Source organism: Stenotrophomonas rhizophila, from assembly GCF_020857975.1.
Classification (GTDB): Bacteria; Pseudomonadota; Gammaproteobacteria; order Xanthomonadales; family Xanthomonadaceae; genus Stenotrophomonas; species Stenotrophomonas rhizophila_C.
In genome coordinates, this window is sequence record NZ_JACWUO010000013.1 from 31,726 (window position 1) to 51,130 (window position 19,405).

Here is a 19,405-nt window from a genome sequence, read left to right on the forward strand (position 1 = left end):
GCAATGAAGAACAAAACCCCGCGCAGGCGGGGTTTTGTTTTTGGCTGCCACGCATGGCGTGGCACTACCGCTCAGGCGTCGGTGGTTTGGGCAGCCTCGGCCACCGGGTAATCGGTGAACCCCTCGGCCCCGCCACCGAAGAACGTCGCCTTGTCCGGCGCGTTCAAGGCCAACCCCTGGCGCAACCGCTGCGGCAGGTCCGGGTTGGCGATGAACGGCCGGCCGAAGGCGATCAGGTCGGCCCAGCCCTTGGCCAGGGCCTCCTCGGCGCGCTCCACGGTGTACTTGCCGGCGTAGATCAAGGTACCGCGGTAGAGCATGCGCAAGGCCTCCTTGAACGCCACCGGCATCACCGGTGCGTCTTCCCAGTCGGCCTCGGCGATGTGCAGGTAGCCCACGCCCAGTCCATCCAGCAGGTGCGCTGCGGCCAGATAGGTCGCCTGCGGGGTGTCATCCACTGCGCCCTGCAGCGTGGTCAGCGGCGCCAGCCGCACCCCGACCCGGTCGGCGCCGATCTCGGCCGCCACCGCTTCCACAACTTCACGCAGGAAACGCAGCCGGTTCTGCAGCGAACCACCGTAGCCATCGGTGCGCTGGTTGGCCTGCGAATCGATGAATTGGTTGATCAGGTAGCCATTGGCGCCATGCAGCTCGATCCCATCGAAGCCGGCCTGCAGCGCATTGCGCGCGGCCTGCGCGTAATCGCGCACGATGCCGGGAATTTCCTCGATCGCCAGCGCTCGCGGCAGCGAATGCTGCACCATTTCGCCCACCCCGCCCAGCGGGCCCCTGCCCTGCGGGTCGACGAATACCTTGACGCCCTGCGCCTGCAGCGCCGAGGACGACACCGGCGCGCCGCCACCGGGCTGCAGCGCGGTATGCGACACCCGGCCCACGTGCCACAGCTGGGCCACGATGCGACCGCCGGCGGCGTGCACCGCGTCGGTCACCCCAAGCCAGCCGGCCACCTGCGCCGCATCGTGGATGCCCGGTGTCCAGGCATAGCCCTGGCCCTGCTGGCTGATCTGGGTGCCTTCACTGACGATCAGGCCGGCCGAGGCACGCTCGGCGTAGTACCGAGCCATCAGCGGCGTGGCCACATTGCCATCGGCCGCGCGCGAGCGGGTCATCGGCGGCATCACGATACGGTTGGGCAGCGTCAGCGCGCCCATGCGGTAGGGGGAGAAAAGCATGACCATCCTTCAACGGGAAGCCCGCAGCAGCGGGGACACCGGCAAGGATGGAGACGCCTGGCCGCGTCCAACAGGGGCCGCCAGGCAAAACAGTTGTGCCGTGGGCGCAACGATGGCGCCCGGCCCCTGCCTCAGCGGCCCTCGCCGGCCAGCTGCTGGTAGGCGGCACGCACCGTTTCATAGCCGTAGCGACGCTCCAGCCGGCGCACGATGAAATGCCCGCGCGCCATGTCCTGGTAGTAATCGGTGAACATCGTATTGAGCGTGGCCCCGGTAACCGCGCCGATGATCGGCACCGCCTGCGCGGCGAACTTCTCGGTAACCACCACGCCAAAGCGCGCGGCCACCTTCTCCACGATCTTGGCCAGCCACTTGCCGGCCTCCTTCGGGGTCAACCCGATCATCACCCCGCCGCCGCCGGCCGCGCGCCCGGCCAGCTCGGCCGACAGGTGGCGCATCACCTCGGCGGTGAAACCGCGGGTGATGTAGTAGCCGGTCTCGCTGGCATCGTCCTGCCCGGAATTGCCGCCCAGCGCGAACACTTCCAGGCAGGCATGGCGGGTGGCCATCTGGCTCAGGTCGAAGCCCTCGCTGCGCGCCACATCGGCCACCGCGCGCATCATGATCGTGGTCGACAGCGGCAACTCGATGAACAGCGCGGTGAACCCGAACGCCCCGCCGACCGCGCCGGAGGTGGCCGCGGCCAGTTTGTGCCAGCGCGTGGAGGCGGCCTTGCCCGGCGTGTTGTCCATGCTCCACAGCGCGGCCTGGGCCGATTTGAACAGCGCCGCTTCGACCGCGCCGTGGATCCGTCGGGAGACCGACTGCGGCAGCTTCTTCACCGCAAACTCCAGCGGCGAGCCGATCAGGTTGGCCATCTTGGCGGTCAACGTCGGCGCCTCCAGCAGCGCCACGGCGCGCTGCAGGTCGGCCCAGTCCGGCGAGGCGGGCAGCAGTTCGGTGTCCAGCGGAGGAGGCGTGCTGCGGGAGATGGCGTTCATCGGCCGATCATAGCGCCGGTTGCTTGAACACCATGTGCGTGCGGCTTCGCCCGGCACCCTCCCTTCCCGGCAGGCCACCACCGTGGGCGGCGCCCCGGCACCCCCGTATCAGGCCGGCAGGCCCGACAGCGCACCCATGAACCGGCGGTAATGGCGCAGCTCGGCGATCGAATCGTGCACATCGCTCAGCGCGGTATGGCTGGCGGTCTTGCCCACCCCGGCGGCCACGGCCGGGGCCCAGCGCTTGGCCAGTTCCTTGACCGTGGATACGTCCAGGTTGCGGTAGTGGAAGTACTTCTCCAGCCGCGGCATCTCGCGGTGCAGGAAGCGCCGGTCCTGGCAGATCGAATTGCCGCACATCGGCGAGGCGCCGGCCTTGATCCACTGCGCCAGGAAGGCCACCGTCTGCGCCTCGGCCTGGCCGGTGGTCACCGTGCTCTCCACCACCCGCTGCCACAGCCCGGAACGACGGTGCTGGTTGCGGTTCCACTCGTCCATCGCCTCCAGCCGCGCCAGCGGATGGCCGATGGCGATCTCCGGGCCTTCGGCCAGCACGTTCAACTGCGCATCGGTGACCACCGTGGCGATCTCGATGATGGCATCGTTGTCGGTATCCAGACCGGTCATTTCCAGGTCGATCCAGATCAGTCGTTCGCCTTCCGCGCCGTTGTCGGCCATGTCTACGCCTTGTGCAAGGGCCGCCGCCGCAGCGCCGGCCGTGTGTGGAATGGCCGCCATGATACCGTCATCGCGTCGTCGTCCCGTCGCGCCGGCGGCTATTCCAGCAGCAGCGGCGGCTTGCCGCGCTTGGCGCGGAAATAATTGCTCAGACGCGTACTGGCTTCCTTGGCCAGCACCCCGCCATGGATCTCCACCCGGTGATTGTGGCGGGCATCGCCGAGCAGGTCGAACACACTGCCGCAGGCGCCGGTCTTGGGGTCGCTGGCCGCATACACCAGCCGCGCCACGCGCGCATGCACGATCGCCATGGCGCACATCGCGCACGGCTCCAGGGTCACATACAACGTACTGCCCACCAGCCGGTGGTTGGCCAACGCCCGCCCGGCCTGGCGCATCGCCACGATCTCGGCATGCGCGCTGGGATCGTGGTCGGCGATGTTGAGGTTCCAGCCCTCGCCCAGCACCTCGCCATCGGCCCCCACCAGCACCGCGCCCACCGGTATTTCGTTGAACTCGCGCTCGGCGCGCGCGGCCAGCGCCAGCGCCTGGCGCATCCAGTGCTCGTCCTGGCCGTGCACCGGCACGCCCAGCGGCGGCGGCGCGGGCAGGCGCTCAACCATGGCCGTCGGCCTTGCGCACGAACGCCTCGAACGCGGCCAGGGTGGCCTGGCTGACATGGTGCTCGATGCCTTCGGCATCGCGGCGCGCCGAATCGGCATCCACCCCCAGTGCCAGCAGGAAACGCTCCACGGTCTGGTGGCGGGCGCGCATCTCCACCGCCAGCTGTTCGCCGGCCGGGGTCAGAAACACCCCGCGATACGGCCGCTGCACCGCCCAGCCTTCCTTGACCAGGCGCTTGAGCGCCTTGGCCACCGTCGGCTGCGCCACCCCCAGCCGGGTGGCGATATCCACCTGGCGGGCCTCGCGGCCATCGGCGATCAGGTCGGCGATCAGCTCCACGTAATCTTCCACCAGCTCCGAGCGGCGCGCCTCGCGCACCTGCACGAAGCCCTCGACATGCACCTGGGCATCGATCAGCGCGGACGGGGGTTTGCGGGAAGACGGCATCGGCACTCCAACGGGCCGCCGCGGGCGGAAGGCGCCCCCGGCAAGGGCCGCAGTTTAACGCAGTGGCGGCAGGGGCCCGACAAAGGCAGCCGATGGCACCCGCCGGCCGCCACGCCCATGGGCCTGCCCACCATGTGACAGGGGCCAGCGGCACCAGAAACGACAGCGGTTGCTGCGCGCGCCGGCAAAGCGGCGCAGCAATGCCATCGCCATGCTCAATTTTTCATTGAGCAAACAGTGATCCCTTCTATCAGCAAAGCCCAGCATTTGTAGGGATGTTCTGCTTTTTCTCCCGACTTTTGACCCAACATCCATCTCTGCGAGCTGCGTCACGGAACGTTCGGTGTTTGAGGCGTTGCCTGCGCCCACGGTGCTGCCCTCGGGCACATCGCCGCGGGCATCGGCCCGCACCGGCCGCCCGGCGTTCCGGGCCAGAGGAGCAACTGCAGATGAAACCACGGAAACTGTTCAAGCCTTCCATGCTGGCCGGCCTGCTGCTGGGCGCGGCCGCCGTGATCGCCACCACCGCACACGCCGCGTCGATGACCCCGTTCAACTCGCCCTTCATCGCCAGCGGGCCGACGGATCTGCAAGCCGGCCCCTACGGTGGCCCGTGTACGTCCACGTTCTACGGCGCCATTGATGGCGCAGGCAATGCCACCATCGATGGTCCGATGTCCGAGTTTGTCGGCTCGGACCTCATCTGCACTCTCATCCAGGGCGTGGGCCAATGGACCCTGGTACCGACCTCACCCAACACGGCGGAAATCCGTGATGCGGAAGTGGCCGCCCCCGGGCTCATCAGTTGCTTTGGCACGGTGCCCGGCACGCTGGTGGATGGGGTCTTCACTTTCGACGCCGTGCTGGACTCGGACAAGGGAATCCCCTGCAAGGTCAGTGGCACGTTGAAGACCTCGCCCCCGGTTGGCATCCAGTGGCCGTGACGCGGTTGTAACCGCGACACACACGTTCCTGCATCTACCCGGCGGCGTCGTCGGCAACGACGACGCCGCTGACCTGCCGCCCTGCCCCACGCTCGGTCGATCACCCGCCACCGCATTCGACCACCCAGGAGATGCCGATGCCGTTGACTACCCGTCGCCGCGTTGCGGCCCGCCATGGCCTGCTCGCCTTGGCCCTTGTCCCGGCGCTGGCCGCCCATGCCAAGGACACCCCGCAGGATGATCGCCATTTCGACGCCGCCGCCACAGAATCGTCGTCCGATCCCGCCGTTGCATCCGCACCGCCAAGTCGTCGCACCACCACCCTGGATTCGGTCAACGTCACCGCCCGGAAGCGAACGGAGCGTATCCAGGACGTGCCGATCGCGATCTCGGTTTTCAGCGCACAGGCCCTGGACGACTTCAAGATCGACAGCGGTGGCGAGTTGCTGCGCGCCACCCCCAACGTCAACTTCTCCAAGAGCAACTTCGCCAGTTACAACTTCTCGATCCGCGGCATCGGCACCAAGGCTCTGTCGGTGGCCAGCGACCCGGCGGTAGCGATCAGCTTCAACGGCATGCCGCTGGTGCGCAACCGGCTGTTTGAACAGGAGTACTTCGACGTGCAGCGGGTAGAAGTGCTGCGTGGCCCGCAGGGCACCCTGTATGGCCGCAATGCGATCGGCGGTGTGGTCAACATGATCCCCAACCTGCCCAGCACCGACGGCTTCGAGGCCTACGTCAAGGCCGAGAACGGCAACTTCGACAGCCGTCGCGGCCAGGCCATGCTCAACCTGCCGCTGGGCGATAGCTTCGCCGTGCGCGTGGCCGGCGCCTTCACCCAGCGCGACGGTTTCGACTACAACACCCAGACCGAGCGCCGGGTCAATGGCCGCGACCTATGGTCCACTCGCACCTCGGCGCTGTGGACGCCCAACGAGAGGGTGACCGCCAGCCTGGTCTGGGAGCACTTCCAGGAAGACGATGACCGTTCGCGCACCGGAAAGCAGCTGTGCACGCGCGACCGTGGCCCCGCTTCGGTAGGCGGCCACGAGATCAAGGACGTGTGGACGCGCGACTTCCTCAGCCAGGGCTGCCTTCCCGGATCCCTGTATGGCGATGACGCGTTCGGCACGCCTAATGGCGGCAGCCTACCCCAGATGCTGGGCGTGGCTGCCATCGGCACCCCCATCGGCTACCGCCCTGGCGGCCGCACCCTGGTCTGGGCAGTAGGGGGTCCTGGAATGGGCGCGCTCGACCCCTATGGCGACAGACAACAGTCCAGGAATCTCAGGGAGATCGCCACCGACTATGATCCCCGCTTCAAGGCCGGCAATGACGTGGTCCAACTCAACCTGGACGCCGACCTCAACCAGCACCTGACCTTTACCTCACAAACCGGATATTCCCGGGACAGCTACTGGTCCACCCAGGATTACAACCGCTATCCCTCCGACCCGATCTTCAACGACAGCGATGGCGTGGTCGATCGACAAGGCAACCCGGTGTACCCGATCACCCCCGGCGGCGTTTACACCGATCCGCAACTGGGGCCCTCCAAGGGCATGTTGTCGGCGGATCTGGTCGACGCCCGCAGCCGCCAATGGTCGCAGGAATTCCGGCTGCGCTCGCAGTTCGATGGCCGCTTCAATTTCAACGTGGGCGTCAACTACCTGGATTTCCAGATCGACGAATCCTATTACGTTTTCAACAACCTCTATTCGATGCTGGCCGAACTCTTCTATAACCAAGGCTCAGGCATCGGCAAGCCGCCATTGGACTGCAAGCCGGGCTACGTCAAGCCGCTTCCCAACGGCCAACAACTCAGCTGCGTCTATATCGACCCCAACTCCATCGATTCGCTCGATGGCAATGGCCATAATTATTTCCGCAGCCGCAATGTCGCCAGCACGCGTTCATTGGGCATCTTCGGAGAAGGCTATTGGCAGTTGGCTGATACCCTGAAACTGACCACCGGCCTGCGCCATACCTGGGACCGCAAGACCACCACGCCGTATCCTACCCAGCTGCTGCTGGCCCCGGACGCCCGCGCCGGCGGCTTCGTCAACAGCGGCTACCCCGCCGGCGAGGACATCGTGCAGAAGTGGGGGGAGACTACCGGTCGTGTCGTGCTGGACTGGACACCTGATGTCGGTTTTACCGACCACACCCTGCTCTACGCCTCGTATGCCCGCGGCTACAAGGCTGGTGGCACCAATTCGCCCCTGATTGACGGCGACCGCGACTACCTGACCTTCAATGATGCCGATCCGCGTTTCCGGCCAGAGTTCGTCAACGCCTTCGAACTGGGCACGAAAAACACGCTGGCCGGTGGACGCGTGCAGCTTGCCGCATCTGCGTTCTATTACGACTACAAGGACTATCAGGTTTCGCAGATCGTCGACCGCGCCACCCTCAACGAAAACTTCGATGCCACCCTGTACGGACTGGATCTGGAGGCAGCCTGGCAGGCCACCGAGCGACTGCGCCTGAACGCCAACCTCGGCTATCTCAAGACGCGTATCGCCAACGGAGAACAGTCCATCGACGTGCTGGACCGCACGCAGGGCAACGAGGATTGGCTGGTGGTGCGCCCATGGTTGCAGCAATCGTCAAACTGCATCGCGCCGGTCGAGGTAGTGGAGAAGTTGCTGGCCGCCATCGAAAACGGAAAAATCACCCATAACGTATTGAACCAGCTGTGCAACAGCAAGAACGGCCTGTTCAGCGGCTGGCTGCTTCCCGGCCATCGCTATTCGGACATGCTTGGTTTTACCTACGACCCCAATATCGACGCCCCCAACGGCGGCCGCGGCTTCATGGCCGACCTGGGCGGCAACGAACTCCCCAACGCCCCACGCATCACCTTCAATCTTGGCGCGCAGTACACCGTGCCGCTACGCGCCAACTGGGACCTGACCCTGCGTGGCGACTACTACCGCCAAGGCAAGAGCTACGCGCGGGTCTACAACACCGAGGTCGACAAGCTGCGCGCCTGGAACAACATCAACCTGTCCTTCACCCTGGAGAACCTCTCCAGCCAGGTGGCGATCCAGCTGTACGTCAAGAACCTGCTCGATGACGCCCCCATCACCGACGCCTTCGTCAACAGCGACGACACCGGTGCCGGCAGCAATGTATTCACCCTCGACCCGCGCATCATCGGCCTGAGCATCAGCAAACGGTTCTGACGTGTCCGCCGTGGCGGTCTTTACTCTCCGGAGGCCGCCACGGCGCGACGCGTCACCCGCATCCGCCCGGCAACGCTGATGGCCGCTGCCCCGCTACGGTTGCCACGCGTGGGCCCGTGCAGCGTCATCCACATCGATCCGGTTGCCCGGCCAGCGGCGCCGCCCAGGCCGGCGCATCGGGATCGAACAGCGGCAGGCCTGCGCGGCGGTGCGATACTTTGCGCATCGTCCCCACCCGCAGCCCACCATGTCCGACCTTGCCCCCTTGCCCACGCTGCAGTCCGGCCACTACCGCCATTTCAAGGGCGGCAACTACGAGGTGATCGGCGTGGTCCGCCACAGCGAAACGCTGGAACCGCTGGTGCTGTACCGCCCGCTGGACCACGACGCAGGGCTGTGGGTACGCCCGTATGCGATGTTCTGCGCGCAGGTCGAGGTGGACGGCCAGCGGCGCCCGCGCTTCGCACAGGTACCAGCCGGCGCCTGACCACCGCAGGGCCGGCATCCACGTCCGCACCCCCGACCGGACATGGATGCCGGCGCATCACTCACCTGCTGACAGCTGGAGCAGCGTCAGGCGATGCTGGCCCAACGTTGCGCCGTTGTGCTGGCGCCCGCCCATCCCGGCGCAGGCGCCCCACCTTGCCTCAGGGCGTTGCGCCCTGGCTCTGCACCCGCGCATCGGCGACCACGAACGGATCGCGGCCGGCATCGGCAAAACCACCGCACTGGCGGTCGCCCGGCGCCACCGGGTCGCACGGCCACTGGCTGCGCGGCAGGGTGTCGCGCTGGACGAAACGCTGGCCATCCCAGGCCACGAAGCCCAGGTGCACCCGGCCCCAATCGCCGTAGCCCCGTGCTTCGCTGATTTCGCCGGCGCCATCGAAGTGCACGTGCCAGCGCATCGCCGGCCCGAACTGCAGCTTGCTGTGGTCCAGCACCACGTGCCCGCCGCGCGCTTCATAACGCTTCTTCTCGGCCTCGCTCAGCGTCGGCCGCGCCGGCATCGCCTCGGCGGTGATGTCCACCGGCGCCGCACCGGCACTGACCCGGAAGACCCGCTCCTGCACGAAGGCCTGGCGGCAGCTGCCGGCCGGCAGCCGCTGCGGTTCGGCCGCACCGATCTCCTGCATGCGGCCATCGGCGCAGTCGAACGGCGCCGAGACCAGGTAGACCGTGGTCGCCGCATCGGCGCCCTCGAACGAGCGCACCCAGATACCGCCCTGCACCGCCAGGAAGTCCGGGCGCTGGCCCTGTCCCGGCACTGCCTTGAACCAGGCCCGCTGCGCCACCTGGCGCTCGCGCCAGGCGCGCGGCAGGTGGATCTGCTGCTCGGGAATGGCCACCAGCAACGCCGCCAGATGCGCCGGCATGGTGCCCTGGCAGGCGCCGATCAGCAGCTCGCCCTGGTTGGCCATGCGCGCAGCCAGATCGTTCGGGCAACGCGCGCCCAACTGGCGCTCGATCGCGTTGTTGTCATTGACGAACGCCGGGGCCCTGGGTGCCGGCGGGCGCGCCGGAAGCGCGGCGGCGTCCGCTGCAACGGCCGGCGCTTCCGCTGCACCTGCCACCTGCGGCGCGGCCGCAGCAGGGGCTGCCGGTGCGGGCGCGGCGACGGGCGCAACGGCCGGCACCTCGGCTGTAGCCGCGATCTGCGGCGCGGCCGCGGCTGCCGGCGCCGTTACGACGGCCGGCGCGACCACCTCGGCCACCGCGGTAGCCGGCGGCGCCACGGCGGGCGGTTCAGCCGCCACCGGCGCGTCCACCGGCGCGGCGACCATCGGCGCAGCATCGACCGGCGCGGCCGCCACCGTGGGCTCGGCGGCGGCAGGCTGCCCGGCGGCCACCGGTGCCGGCGGCGATACATCCGCAGCAGCGATAGGGGCAGCGGTTTCGGCAGGGGCTTGAGTTGGCGGCGTCTCGGCGGCAGCAACCTCGGCCACCGGCGCCGGCTCGGCCACTTGCAGCTCAGCCGCCGGTGCGGCCGCCATCGGTGCGGGCTGCACCGGCGCGCTCGCCGGCGGCGCCTCGACGGCCGGCGCAGCAACAACCGCCGGCTCAACCACCGTCGTTACGGCGGCATCCGGTGCGACCACGTCGGCGGCCGGCCCGGGCACCGCGGCATCGGCCGCCGCCACTGCAGGCGGCGCGTCGGCAGGCGGCGGCACATCCTGTTCGGCAACCGGCGCAACGGCCGGCTGCACCTGCCCATCCATCGACGCAACCTGCTGTGTCGTTTCGGGCGCGGCCTGCGCCTGTGCACCGGACGCGGCAAGCGCCATCGGCAGCAGCAGCAACAGCGCGGCAGGCGAAGCAAGGCGCGGGCGGGCGCCGCAGCGCCGGGAAACTACCGAAGCATTTCGCATCATGTCGTCCTTGAACTTTTGAATGGAGTAACCGCACCGACGGATACCACAACGCGCGGCCAGCGACCCGGCCAACGATTCCAATAACAGCGTATTGACGCATATGGCCACAACGCCCGGCATACCGGGAAACCCTGTGAGTGCATGCAGCCACAGATACCGCACCACCGGACTCATTGCCGGCTTCCTGACGCCGCCACCCTACACCACAGGTGAATTCGGCGTCATTACACACCATAAAAATATTTGATGACGATCACAAGTTGCAAGCACAGCGTGGCGCCCGGGAACGACGGAAAGATTTGCTGCAGTGCGGGGCAATAACCACCACCGCAGCCCGGAACGTCAAATTTTCGTCGCATTTCGCGCATTTTGAACAAATGCGCCCCCGATCCGCCCCTATACTCGGGCTTCGTCACCATGGAACGGAGACCCGATGGCCCCCTGCTTCCTGCCGACCGGCAGCACACCTGGCACGACCACCTGCACGGATGCGGTGGCAAGACGTGCACTGCCGATGGCCCATCACCGGGTCGCATCCACGCACCCGGCGCAACAACGGCGCGAAGCCATGCGCACCGTACGCCCCCATGACGACACAGCGCTGCTGGCCGGTACCGGCGTCTCCCGTGACGGCACCGACGCCGGCGCAGCCATCGTGAGCTGCTGTCCATCCAGCCTGCGCGGCTCCGCCTCGCGCCCTGTCCTGATTGCCCAGGAGCACGCGCCATGACCCGTTCCGCACCGGCACAGGGTTACGCCAATGGCACCTCACCCAACCCGCCTTTCCCCACCGTCAACGGGAGACCGGCATTGCACCGCGTCCTGAAGATCTGCCTTGCCACCCTTCTGATCACCGCCTGCAGTCGTACGGAGAACACCATGAGCCAAGAACTTTCCACTGCCGCCGCAGAAGCCGATGTCGAAAGCGGCGGGCGCGGCCTCGCCAAGCTCAACCCGCAGCCACGCCAAGCCTATGAAGTGATCCTCAAGCTGCACAACGCCCCGGGCCCGTTCGAACGCATCGAAGCGGTCGCCCAGTACGACGTCGCCAACGAAGCCGAATGCGGCCGCATCAATCCGATTACCGGCACGGCCGGGCGCATCACCAGCCAGGAACCGCTCACCCTCAAGCGCGTGGCCGACGACGAGTACCACGGCACCGTTTACCTCGACCAGATGCTCGACGAGGACTACTACGGGCGCGGGGTGTGCCGTTGGAAATTCGGCGGCACCGGCGCCCTGCTCAAGGCCACCGGTGCGCATGAGGAAACCCGTTTCCTCACCTTCATCGATGCAGACCAGCTGACGGCCGGTAAAACGCTTACCCGCCACTACCCGCGCAGGGACTATCCGCGCGCCGCACCGGTACAGGGACCGCATGGCATGACCTCCATCGAGGACTACCCGGACAGCGGCAATGAGGATCCCACCGACTACGTGCCGGAACTGCGCGACGCGCTGTTCTCGATCTCGTTGACCGCCAAAGAGGCCAAACAATGAGCATCCCCAGCCAGGACTACGCAGCCCTCTCCGAAGATGCGTACAAGGATCGCGCCGTAGGGCGTCGCGCGCCCGGCCAGGAGGAGGCGGTTACTCTCAACGGCCACCAGTACAAGGTGCTGGAGCACGTCGACAACAGCCGCAACGGTTATCAAGGCACGGTCTACCAGCGCGTGGACACCAAGGAAATCGTGGTGTCCCACCGGGGCACCGAGCAGATCTTCCTCGATGGCGTGGTCACCGACGGCGCCATGGTCACCGCACGCACCAACCTGCAGGCCAAGGATGCGATCGCCCTGACCGAGCGCGCGATGGAATATGCGCAGAAACAGGGCGCCAATACCGGCCACGCGCCCGCCGTTACGGTGACCGGCCATTCGCTGGGCGGCACCCTGGCCCAGATCAGCGCCCATCACTTCGATCTCAAGGGCGAAACCTTCAATGCCTTCGGTGCGGCCAGCCTGAGCTACCGTATCCCCAAGGGCGGCGACAGCATGATCAACCACGTCATGGCCGCCGATCCGGTCAGCGCCGCCTCGCCGCATTACGGCCAGGTCCGCATCTACGCCAGCGCCCAGGAGATCAAGACCCTGGAAGCCTCCGGCTTCAGCAACAGCAAGTACAACGCCTTGATTCCCGACCGCCCGTTGATCGCCGCGGCAGCCTCGCTGGGCTCGCACAAGATGGCCAACTTCCTCGACAGCGGCTCGGTACTGGGCTCGGAGCAGGCCAAGACCCGGGCCAGCACCAACGCGCGCATGATCGACGAGTACCGCGATGACATCGGCGAACGCCGTGGGGCGACCACCGTCATCTCGCGCGGCCCGGTCGGTGGCGCGGTCGACCTGATCGACAACCTGCGCGGCCCGTTGCCGGCCGGCGAACCGGCCCGGCGCGAAGCCGAAAAGCGCCAGAACAGCCATACCAGCCTGAACATGGACGACAGCCGGCACCCGGGCAATCCGCTGTTCAACGACGCACAGCGCGGCGTCTACGCCCAGGACAGCCGCGTGGGCCGCCCTTCCGACCAGCTCAGCGACCAGCTCGCCGGCACCCTGGCCGCACAGATGCACGCCGCCGGCGGCAAGCGCATCGACTCGGTGGTGATGAGCAACGACGCGGCCAACACCTTCGCCGTGCAGGGCAACCAGAACGACCCGGCCCACCTGCGCGTCACCGTGGACACCATGCTGGCCATGAACACGCCCCTGGAGCAGAGCAGCCGCAAGGTGGAAGAACAGGCCGTCAGCCAGCGCCAGGAACAGGAACGCAACCAGGAACAGGTCCAGAGCAACAGCCGCACCATGATGGGGTGAGGCCGCGCCACGGCATGACCACAACAGCCATCGCCGGGACGGGATGGCTGTTGTGGTTTGGGCCACGCCCGTTGCAATCTGCAAGCCGCCGGAATCGACGACACCACACCGCCGCTGGCCGGGGTGCCGCGCTTTGCCGTTAGGCCACGCGCGGCCCTGCCTGGGCCTGCACCACATCCACGTCCCGCTGTTCGGCAGCACGTGCGTTGGCCTGCCCCATCCGCGCGGCACTCTCCTCCAGCGGCTGTTGCAGCGCGTCCACGACCTCAACAGCGGAGCGCCGCGCCCATGGAGCGGATGCATCGGCGTTGTCCACGGCGAAGGCGCGCGTACCGGTGTCGTTGAGCAGTACCTGCTGGATCGTCTCCAGCCCATCGGCCCTGCCCTGTGCGGCAAGAGCGGCGGCAAGCCGTTGCGATTGCCCGTCCGGCGTGCGCCCGAACTGCTCATCCAGGCGCGCCACCCCGGCATAGGCCTGCAGATACAGGCCATGGCCGGGATGGGACGGATGCAGCAGGCCATCGCGCTCGCGCGCAGGCGTATCCGACTGCGCGCTGCTGGAACCCGGACGCGACGGCGCAGGTGCCTGCCGGTCCAGTGGTTCGGTCGCCTCGCCCTTCACCGGCGGCGGTATCGCCCGCCCGTCCTCGCCCTTCCAGCCGCGGCCATCAAACTGGTAACCGCTGCGCCAGCCGCCCGGTCCGATGCTCTGATGAAGCGATTCGCCAAAGGCAGGAGCGGAAACGGGGGTGCCATCGTCCTGGGTAGGCAACTGCGGCTTGACACCGATGGCCGTGAGCAACGTGGTGGAGACGTTGTTGCAGTTGTTGGAGAGCGGGGAGTACTCAAGGCCTGCGTCGGTGATCTGCTTGCCAGCTTCGCGGGCAGCATGCAGTTTGACCTGCAATTCGGCGTCACTACCGGTCCACAGGACCCGCCGCTCGTGATGCTCACCCGGCAAGGGCCAGTCGATGCCACGTTCCTGCCGGACGATGGGGTTCCCATGTGGGTCTCTTTTCAACGTGGCATCGAAAGGATCGGCCCCAGCCGCAGGGATACTCTCCACGCCGCTATCGGTCACGCGTTGATACGCGGGATACAAGGCTTGATACGGCGAAGATCTAACCCTGATGTCACCGAAGCGATCGGCACCAAGCAGCGTGCTATCGGCTAGCGCCAAAAGCGGGTCACCTTGCGGGTTCCGCGTCGGTCCACCGCGGACGACGGTCTGGCTACCATCAGAACGTTCGAACAGCAGATACGTATGCCGATTTCCTGCGGCCACTGGACTGGAGCCGATCAAAATTCGTGCCTGCGGGTCGCTCATTGCTTACTCGCCCAGATCCGCGGGGAAACGACCTACAAGTATTTTCGTCACTGTCTGGGCCTCGTCTTCCACCAGCATCACCGTCCAGCCGGATAGCGCAAGCCGCGCAACCTGGGGCTCGGTAGGTTCGGGAATCGACAGATCACAGGACATTCCCTTGAGCGCTCCAGCCGTGACTTGCACCGGCGAGCAGGTGAAGCCGTTCTTCTCCATTGTGCCGACGGCCTCGCTCATCGGCGTGCCCGCTGGAAACCAGCTTGCCAGCAGCGCACTGGCCTCCTGCCTGGTCTGTTGCCGGTCAAACACACGCGTATCGGTGTTGTCGTGGTCATCCATGGCGGAGCATCCCGTAATCGATAGGAGAGTCAAGATGCCGGCAAGCAGCACGTGGTTCGATCGGATCGTCATGGCCGTCGCATCCTGGCAGCGGGAACGCCGGTCCATCTGCCGTATGGCAGGGTAGCGCTGGCACGATTATGGCCGTTGATCACGGTCGCGATAGTGAAGGCGATCACCCTTCATGCTACTGAGCATCGCCGTGCTAGCGGCAACGCCCAAATCCCTGCTGCTACTCAATAGAGTCTTCGATCAGAAGGCCTTGAACTCCGACATGCTGCAAGCCGAGTACACTAGATTGCAGACCTGCCCTGCTCCGTAGGCTTGGCACTGCGTGAGCGCCATACCCTCAGCCTTGCCCTCGGTCTCGGCAGTCACCGCCATTGACTGCCCGGGTGAACGAGCAAGCGACTCCGTCGATGGATCCGCAATCGCCACACATTGATTGTGATAGGCGAGCCTAAGTTTGCATTGCTTACCGCCCAGGCGACTGCACTCTTCCATCGCGGCACTTACCGCCCGCCGCTTCGACTTCATGGAAAACGCAGCACCAGTGGTAAGCGTGCTGGAATCCTCGGCAATAGCCCCCCATCTGGTCTCCCACTTCCCCGTTGCAACCGGTCCCTGCTGACTGTCGGAAGCGACTCCACTGGGAATTGGAGCACACCCTGGTGCCCGATGGTCACCTATCGGGTATTGGCCAGGCGGGCATCGCCCTTCTGCCATTGCCGATTCAGCAACAAAGAAGAGCACTGAAAGAACGAGCAACCTGGACAGTAATTTTTGGCACATGGCTATCGACTATTCGTCACTTCAAAGCGAATGGCAAGCTCATCACCCTACCTCGGTGCCGCTGGTTCGCAGAGCGAATCACGAAAGAACAAGCGACCTTAGGATGATCCACTTTCATCTCCCGGGGAACGAGAGGCAAAAACGCCATTTCGCAAATGATCGGCACCTTGGCCACCGCACGCTGTCAGTTTCGATCCAGGATCACGCGACCAATTATCGACGCATTAAAACGCTTCAAATTTCGGCTCTGTGCAGGCTGAATATACCACCTCACAGCCATGGCCACCGCGGGATTCGCAGAGCTTCGTGGCTACGCCTTTCGAAAGCTCTTCCGTAGCCGCGCTACCAAAGCTCGTACCAGGGGCTCCAGAGCTCGGCACTGCCGCCGCGGCGCACTGATTCTTGTAGGTAAACGACACCCGACAGTCGCGCGCGCCCGAGCCAGCACACCCAGAAACTGCGTTCTTTGCAGCATCTGACTTCTTGACCTCGCCGGTAGCTGTTCCTGACGCACCGGTAGATGAGGTCGCAATTGCGCCCCATGTCTTTATCCACCGGCCAGTGGCACGTGGACCTTCAGCAACACCGCTGCCGCCAGCGGGAATTGGCGCACAGCCTGGGGCGCGACTGCCCCCTATTGGGTACTGGCCAGGAGGACACCTGCCCTCGGCAAAAATCAAGAATGGCACTAGGCACAACAACAAAATCAAAGCAGCTCTCATGAAATCATCTTCTCAAGCTGGAAGGCAGATCGCATCCGATCAAGAGGCCGGGAATCCCCCTTCAACGCACCTATTGTCGCGGTGCGGCTGCAAAAAAAATATCTAGAAAGCCTCGAACTTTGGTTCTGTGCATGCCGAATACACGACACCACAACTCTGTCCCCCTCGAGACTGACAGAGTTCAGTAGCGACCTTTTTGGCAACATCAACAGTCTCTCCGCTCCCAAAGTTCGTACCTTGAGTGCCCGAACTCGCGGTCGCGGCCGCCGCACACTGGTGCTTGTACGTAAAAGCGATGTCGCAATCACGTGCGCCGGTCGCTTCGCACTCGACCATTGCTGCTTTTTCAGCCTCCCTCTTCTTTACCTTCCCGACCGAAACACCTGATGCCCCAGAGTTGGACATTGCGATGGCGCCCCATGTCTTGATCCAGCGACCCGTCGCCCTGGGCCCAGCGTCCCCGCTGGACCCCGCCGGAGTTGGCGCACATCCCGGTGCCCGACTGTCACCTATCGGGTACTGGCCAGGCGGGTATCGTCCCTCCGCCAAAGCCGATTGAGCAGCAACGCCAAGTGCCAAACAAATACTCAACTTGAAAATGATCTTCCCAAATGATTCTTTGCGCACAGCCCTGCCCCCCTTCGACAGCTCTTTCACTCAACATCAGTCACTTGACCCGGCGGCACCCATCGTGCTTGGCGCTCGCTACCCATCTGTAGAATTCTGAGGCATCGAACTCCGGACCATACTCCCAGCGTGCGCATCTCTGCCATGTGCCTCGCCCCTCGCGGGCGACGGCGGCGTATACGAACCCGGCGGCTGGCCCTGCGGGTCTGGCTGGCCAGCTGCCGATCCACCGATCTGGTCTGGGATTGCGGCGCCCCACTTGAGACTACCATCACTGTTGGCCCCTCAGAATCAGAATCCCAAGGGCTGCCGCACATTGTGCAGACGATTGAACCACTGACGGGTACCAAATTTATGAGACATAGGCACCTGAAGACACCAGTAAGTAATACTTATCGATCAGAACGCCTTAAACACAGGCTCAGTGCAATCGGCATAAGAAACAGTGCAATTTCCGCCGCCATTTTTCTTGCACGTCTCAAGCACATTGTCTGTAGCAGTATCTTTGTCCTTAGCAGAGCTAATTGAAATTCGCCCATTCAGGCCCTTCTGCGGAAATGCGAGGGCGACACATTGATTTTTATAGGCAAATCCTTTCGAACAATCTTTCGCACCATATTTCTCGCAACGAGCTTTCGCCTCGTTCAATGCTTCCGACTTAGACAATTTTCCGACAGAAGCCCCCGCGTCACCAGTCGAGCCAGAAGTGGACACGGCCCCCCAAGTTAGCAGCCACTTCCCTGTCGCAACTGGACCGCTACTCTGGCCCGCGTTCCCACCAGCAGGAATGGGCGCGCAACCAGGGGCACGGCTATCGCCGATTGGATATTGACCAGGTGGGCATCGACCCTCTGCCAGAGCCACATTTCCGCCTGCCAACATCCCGAAGGCAAGAATCAACGTCAACAAAAGAACCCTGTTAGCCATACTTGCCACCTTCATTGGGTCAGAACCGTCATCGCTCAGTCCGTTGCGAGGCTCTCAAGCCGGTTTGCACTGGAGGCTCCGAGTTGCCCTGTGGAATGGTTATACGACCGGCACCACTACTGTTTGATTGATCGGCCGTGCTACTTGTGCCGCCGCCCTTTTCCGGAGCGGGCGGCGTATACGAACCCGGCGGCTGACCCTGCGGGCCCGGCTGGCCCGCCGGGGATCCACCGATCTGGGAGTATGGCGCGAAACCACCCAAGGTTCCCTGGAAGAACATCGCCGCCATTGGGGGAGCGGTCAGGATCAGGGTCGTGAGGATCAGGCCCATGCCGCCCTGCTGCATCGCCTGGCTGGTCATGCCGTCGCTGGAGGCGCCGTCGAGCAGGAACTTGTTGACCAGGGCGGTGGACCAGAACGCGGCCGAGACACGGATCACCATGTCCAGCGCGATCGATACCATCGCTGCAAGTACGGCCATCGAGAACATCGTGCCGATGCCGTAGAACAGCCATCGCTGGAACAGCTGCTTGGTCTGCTCGAACAGCAGACACAGAATGAACAAGGGTCCCAGGCCGATGAACAACGCCAGCGCGACCTCGTAGAGCAGCAGCATCGCACCGGCGGTGACGGCCGGGCCGCCCGTGCCCATGCCGATGAACCACAGTGCCCGGGTCTTGTCGGCCTGCAGCCCTGGGTCGTTCATGATCTTGATGCCATCAATGCTCGACAGCGCCACCTGCATCCAGGCCAGGCTCTTGTCGATCTGATCTTCCGGCCGCTGGTCTTTGCCGGTCGACACAAGTGTGATCAGGCCTTTGACGTCCCCACACGCACGCCACTCTACAATCAGAATGCCTTGAATTCGGACATGCTGCAGGCCGAATACACTACCTCACACGTCTGACCACCTAACGCAGAAGCGCATTCTTTCATAGCGATTGACTTAGCTTGATCGACAGTCTCAGCACGAGCAATCGTGGAACGGCCCGGCCCTTTCGCCAAGCTCTCCGCTGTCGCATCCGCGATAGCCGCACACTGGTTGTAGTAAGCCAAACGAAGCTTGCAACTCTTTCCACCAAGTTTCTTGCATTCAGCCGTAGCGGCAGCGACAGCCTGGCGCTTGGACTTCATTGATACCGAAGCGCCAGTGGCGAGACTCTCGGCATCTTCCGAAATCGCACCCCAGCGTGTTTCCCATTTTCCGGTTGCAACTGGGCCCTGTGCGGCATCGCTTCCACCACCGGTTGGTATCGGTGCGCAACCTGGTGCGCGGCTGTCACCAATAGGATAGGAACCGGGCGGGCACCGGCCTTCAGCGAAGGCCGCCGTCGATACAAGCATTAGCGCACTCAAGAGCAGCAATTTCTTCACTACCAGACCTCCTGTGAAACGAAGCCGAACCGCTTTTTCA

Annotated in this window: 19 protein-coding genes and 1 pseudogene; 6 read left to right on the top strand and 14 right to left on the bottom strand. The window is 64.9% G+C overall.

Features of this window, described 5'->3' with window-relative positions; translation table 11 throughout:
- Window positions 1-71: 71 nt before the first annotated feature.
- The 5 genes from IC535_RS13140 to mntR form a co-directional block, all read right to left on the bottom strand.
- Window positions 72-1,193: an alkene reductase gene (locus IC535_RS13140; RefSeq protein ID WP_228886499.1), complete on the bottom strand. Its 1,122-nt coding sequence runs from the start codon at window positions 1,191-1,193 to the stop codon at window positions 72-74.
- A gap of 131 nt (window positions 1,194-1,324) precedes the next feature.
- The gene (locus IC535_RS13145) at window positions 1,325-2,194 is read right to left on the bottom strand and encodes an EcsC family protein (RefSeq protein ID WP_228886498.1); all 870 of its coding nucleotides are present in this window, start codon (window positions 2,192-2,194) and stop codon (window positions 1,325-1,327) included.
- A 108-nt stretch (window positions 2,195-2,302) separates the two neighbouring features.
- The gene (orn, locus tag IC535_RS13150; protein WP_228886497.1) at window positions 2,303-2,872 is read right to left on the bottom strand and encodes an oligoribonuclease; all 570 of its coding nucleotides are present in this window, start codon (window positions 2,870-2,872) and stop codon (window positions 2,303-2,305) included.
- Window positions 2,873-2,970: 98 nt separating this feature from the next.
- The gene (tadA, locus tag IC535_RS13155) at window positions 2,971-3,495 is read right to left on the bottom strand and encodes a tRNA adenosine(34) deaminase TadA (RefSeq protein WP_228886496.1); all 525 of its coding nucleotides are present in this window, start codon (window positions 3,493-3,495) and stop codon (window positions 2,971-2,973) included.
- On the bottom strand, window positions 3,488-3,943 hold the full coding sequence (gene mntR, locus IC535_RS13160; RefSeq protein WP_228886495.1) for a manganese-binding transcriptional regulator MntR: 456 nt from the start codon (window positions 3,941-3,943) through the stop codon (window positions 3,488-3,490). Before mntR ends, tadA begins: the two co-directional genes overlap by 8 nt.
- Window positions 3,944-4,392: 449 nt before the next feature.
- On the opposite strand from mntR, the gene IC535_RS13165 reads away from it, so the two are divergent.
- The 3 genes from IC535_RS13165 (at window position 4,393) to IC535_RS13175 (ending at window position 8,562) form a co-directional block, all read left to right on the top strand.
- A complete protein-coding gene (locus IC535_RS13165) occupies window positions 4,393-4,887 on the top strand; it encodes a hypothetical protein (RefSeq protein ID WP_228886494.1) in 495 nt (164 codons plus the stop codon).
- Between the two features lie 137 nt (window positions 4,888-5,024).
- A complete protein-coding gene (locus tag IC535_RS13170; RefSeq protein ID WP_228886493.1) occupies window positions 5,025-8,075 on the top strand; it encodes a TonB-dependent receptor in 3,051 nt (1,016 codons plus the stop codon).
- Between the two features lie 247 nt (window positions 8,076-8,322).
- On the top strand, window positions 8,323-8,562 hold the full coding sequence (locus tag IC535_RS13175) for a DUF1653 domain-containing protein (protein WP_228886492.1): 240 nt from the start codon (window positions 8,323-8,325) through the stop codon (window positions 8,560-8,562).
- A 160-nt stretch (window positions 8,563-8,722) separates the two neighbouring features.
- Here the strand turns inward: IC535_RS13175 and IC535_RS13180 are convergent, their stop codons facing one another.
- On the bottom strand, window positions 8,723-10,444 hold the full coding sequence (locus IC535_RS13180) for a hypothetical protein (RefSeq protein WP_228886490.1): 1,722 nt from the start codon (window positions 10,442-10,444) through the stop codon (window positions 8,723-8,725).
- A 433-nt stretch (window positions 10,445-10,877) separates the two neighbouring features.
- Between IC535_RS13180 and IC535_RS13185 the strand changes: the two genes are divergently transcribed.
- The 3 genes from IC535_RS13185 to IC535_RS13195 all read left to right on the top strand — a co-directional run bounded on the left by IC535_RS13185 (window position 10,878) and on the right by IC535_RS13195 (window position 13,260).
- A complete protein-coding gene (locus IC535_RS13185; RefSeq protein WP_228886489.1) occupies window positions 10,878-11,174 on the top strand; it encodes a hypothetical protein in 297 nt (98 codons plus the stop codon).
- Between the two features lie 149 nt (window positions 11,175-11,323).
- Complete coding sequence (locus IC535_RS13190) at window positions 11,324-11,944, top strand: hypothetical protein (protein WP_228886488.1); 621 nt, start codon at window positions 11,324-11,326, stop codon at window positions 11,942-11,944.
- Entirely contained in the window at window positions 11,941-13,260 is a 1,320-nt protein-coding gene (locus IC535_RS13195) for an XVIPCD domain-containing protein (RefSeq protein ID WP_228886487.1), read from the top strand. Before IC535_RS13190 ends, IC535_RS13195 begins: the two co-directional genes overlap by 4 nt.
- 139 nt (window positions 13,261-13,399) lie before the next feature.
- Here the strand turns inward: IC535_RS13195 and IC535_RS13200 are convergent, their stop codons facing one another.
- From IC535_RS13200 to IC535_RS13230, 8 genes and pseudogenes are all read right to left on the bottom strand, one after another.
- Complete coding sequence (locus IC535_RS13200; RefSeq protein ID WP_228886486.1) at window positions 13,400-14,587, bottom strand: XVIPCD domain-containing protein; 1,188 nt, start codon at window positions 14,585-14,587, stop codon at window positions 13,400-13,402.
- A gap of 3 nt (window positions 14,588-14,590) precedes the next feature.
- Complete coding sequence (locus IC535_RS13205) at window positions 14,591-14,995, bottom strand: hypothetical protein (RefSeq protein WP_228886485.1); 405 nt, start codon at window positions 14,993-14,995, stop codon at window positions 14,591-14,593.
- A gap of 180 nt (window positions 14,996-15,175) precedes the next feature.
- Window positions 15,176-15,715, bottom strand: a complete 540-nt coding sequence (locus tag IC535_RS18895; RefSeq protein ID WP_429000425.1) for a DUF4189 domain-containing protein — start codon at window positions 15,713-15,715, stop codon at window positions 15,176-15,178.
- A gap of 224 nt (window positions 15,716-15,939) precedes the next feature.
- The gene (locus IC535_RS13210) at window positions 15,940-16,437 is read right to left on the bottom strand and encodes a DUF4189 domain-containing protein (RefSeq protein ID WP_228886484.1); all 498 of its coding nucleotides are present in this window, start codon (window positions 16,435-16,437) and stop codon (window positions 15,940-15,942) included.
- A gap of 102 nt (window positions 16,438-16,539) precedes the next feature.
- The gene (locus tag IC535_RS13215; RefSeq protein ID WP_324250480.1) at window positions 16,540-17,094 is read right to left on the bottom strand and encodes a DUF4189 domain-containing protein; all 555 of its coding nucleotides are present in this window, start codon (window positions 17,092-17,094) and stop codon (window positions 16,540-16,542) included.
- Window positions 17,095-17,463: 369 nt separating this feature from the next.
- On the bottom strand, window positions 17,464-17,778 hold the full coding sequence (locus tag IC535_RS13220) for a DUF4189 domain-containing protein (protein ID WP_228886483.1): 315 nt from the start codon (window positions 17,776-17,778) through the stop codon (window positions 17,464-17,466).
- A 241-nt stretch (window positions 17,779-18,019) separates the two neighbouring features.
- Window positions 18,020-18,817: pseudogene (locus IC535_RS13225) on the bottom strand (type IV secretion system protein); the annotation flags it as partial.
- A 23-nt stretch (window positions 18,818-18,840) separates the two neighbouring features.
- Complete coding sequence (locus tag IC535_RS13230; protein WP_228886482.1) at window positions 18,841-19,365, bottom strand: DUF4189 domain-containing protein; 525 nt, start codon at window positions 19,363-19,365, stop codon at window positions 18,841-18,843.
- Window positions 19,366-19,405: the final 40 nt, after the last annotated feature.

Bases quoted from the DNA above. Each gene is read 5' to 3' on its own strand.
- IC535_RS13200 (WP_228886486.1), bottom strand. From the start codon at position 14,587: ATGAGCGACCCGCAGGCACGAATTTTGATCGGCTCCAGTCCAGTGGCC.
- IC535_RS13195 (WP_228886487.1), top strand. From the start codon at position 11,941: ATGAGCATCCCCAGCCAGGACTACGCAGCCCTCTCCGAAGATGCGTAC.
- IC535_RS13205 (WP_228886485.1), bottom strand. From the start codon at position 14,995: ATGACGATCCGATCGAACCACGTGCTGCTTGCCGGCATCTTGACTCTC.
- IC535_RS13175 (WP_228886492.1), top strand. From the start codon at position 8,323: ATGTCCGACCTTGCCCCCTTGCCCACGCTGCAGTCCGGCCACTACCGC.
- IC535_RS13185 (WP_228886489.1), top strand. From the start codon at position 10,878: ATGGCCCCCTGCTTCCTGCCGACCGGCAGCACACCTGGCACGACCACC.
- IC535_RS13180 (WP_228886490.1), bottom strand. From the start codon at position 10,444: ATGATGCGAAATGCTTCGGTAGTTTCCCGGCGCTGCGGCGCCCGCCCG.
- IC535_RS13140 (WP_228886499.1), bottom strand. From the start codon at position 1,193: ATGCTTTTCTCCCCCTACCGCATGGGCGCGCTGACGCTGCCCAACCGT.
- IC535_RS18895 (WP_429000425.1), bottom strand. From the start codon at position 15,715: ATGTGCCAAAAATTACTGTCCAGGTTGCTCGTTCTTTCAGTGCTCTTC.
- mntR (WP_228886495.1), bottom strand. From the start codon at position 3,943: ATGCCGTCTTCCCGCAAACCCCCGTCCGCGCTGATCGATGCCCAGGTG.
- orn (WP_228886497.1), bottom strand. From the start codon at position 2,872: ATGGCCGACAACGGCGCGGAAGGCGAACGACTGATCTGGATCGACCTG.
- IC535_RS13190 (WP_228886488.1), top strand. From the start codon at position 11,324: ATGAGCCAAGAACTTTCCACTGCCGCCGCAGAAGCCGATGTCGAAAGC.
- IC535_RS13170 (WP_228886493.1), top strand. From the start codon at position 5,025: ATGCCGTTGACTACCCGTCGCCGCGTTGCGGCCCGCCATGGCCTGCTC.
- tadA (WP_228886496.1), bottom strand. From the start codon at position 3,495: ATGGTTGAGCGCCTGCCCGCGCCGCCGCCGCTGGGCGTGCCGGTGCAC.
- IC535_RS13165 (WP_228886494.1), top strand. From the start codon at position 4,393: ATGAAACCACGGAAACTGTTCAAGCCTTCCATGCTGGCCGGCCTGCTG.
- IC535_RS13145 (WP_228886498.1), bottom strand. From the start codon at position 2,194: ATGAACGCCATCTCCCGCAGCACGCCTCCTCCGCTGGACACCGAACTG.
- IC535_RS13210 (WP_228886484.1), bottom strand. From the start codon at position 16,437: ATGAGAGCTGCTTTGATTTTGTTGTTGTGCCTAGTGCCATTCTTGATT.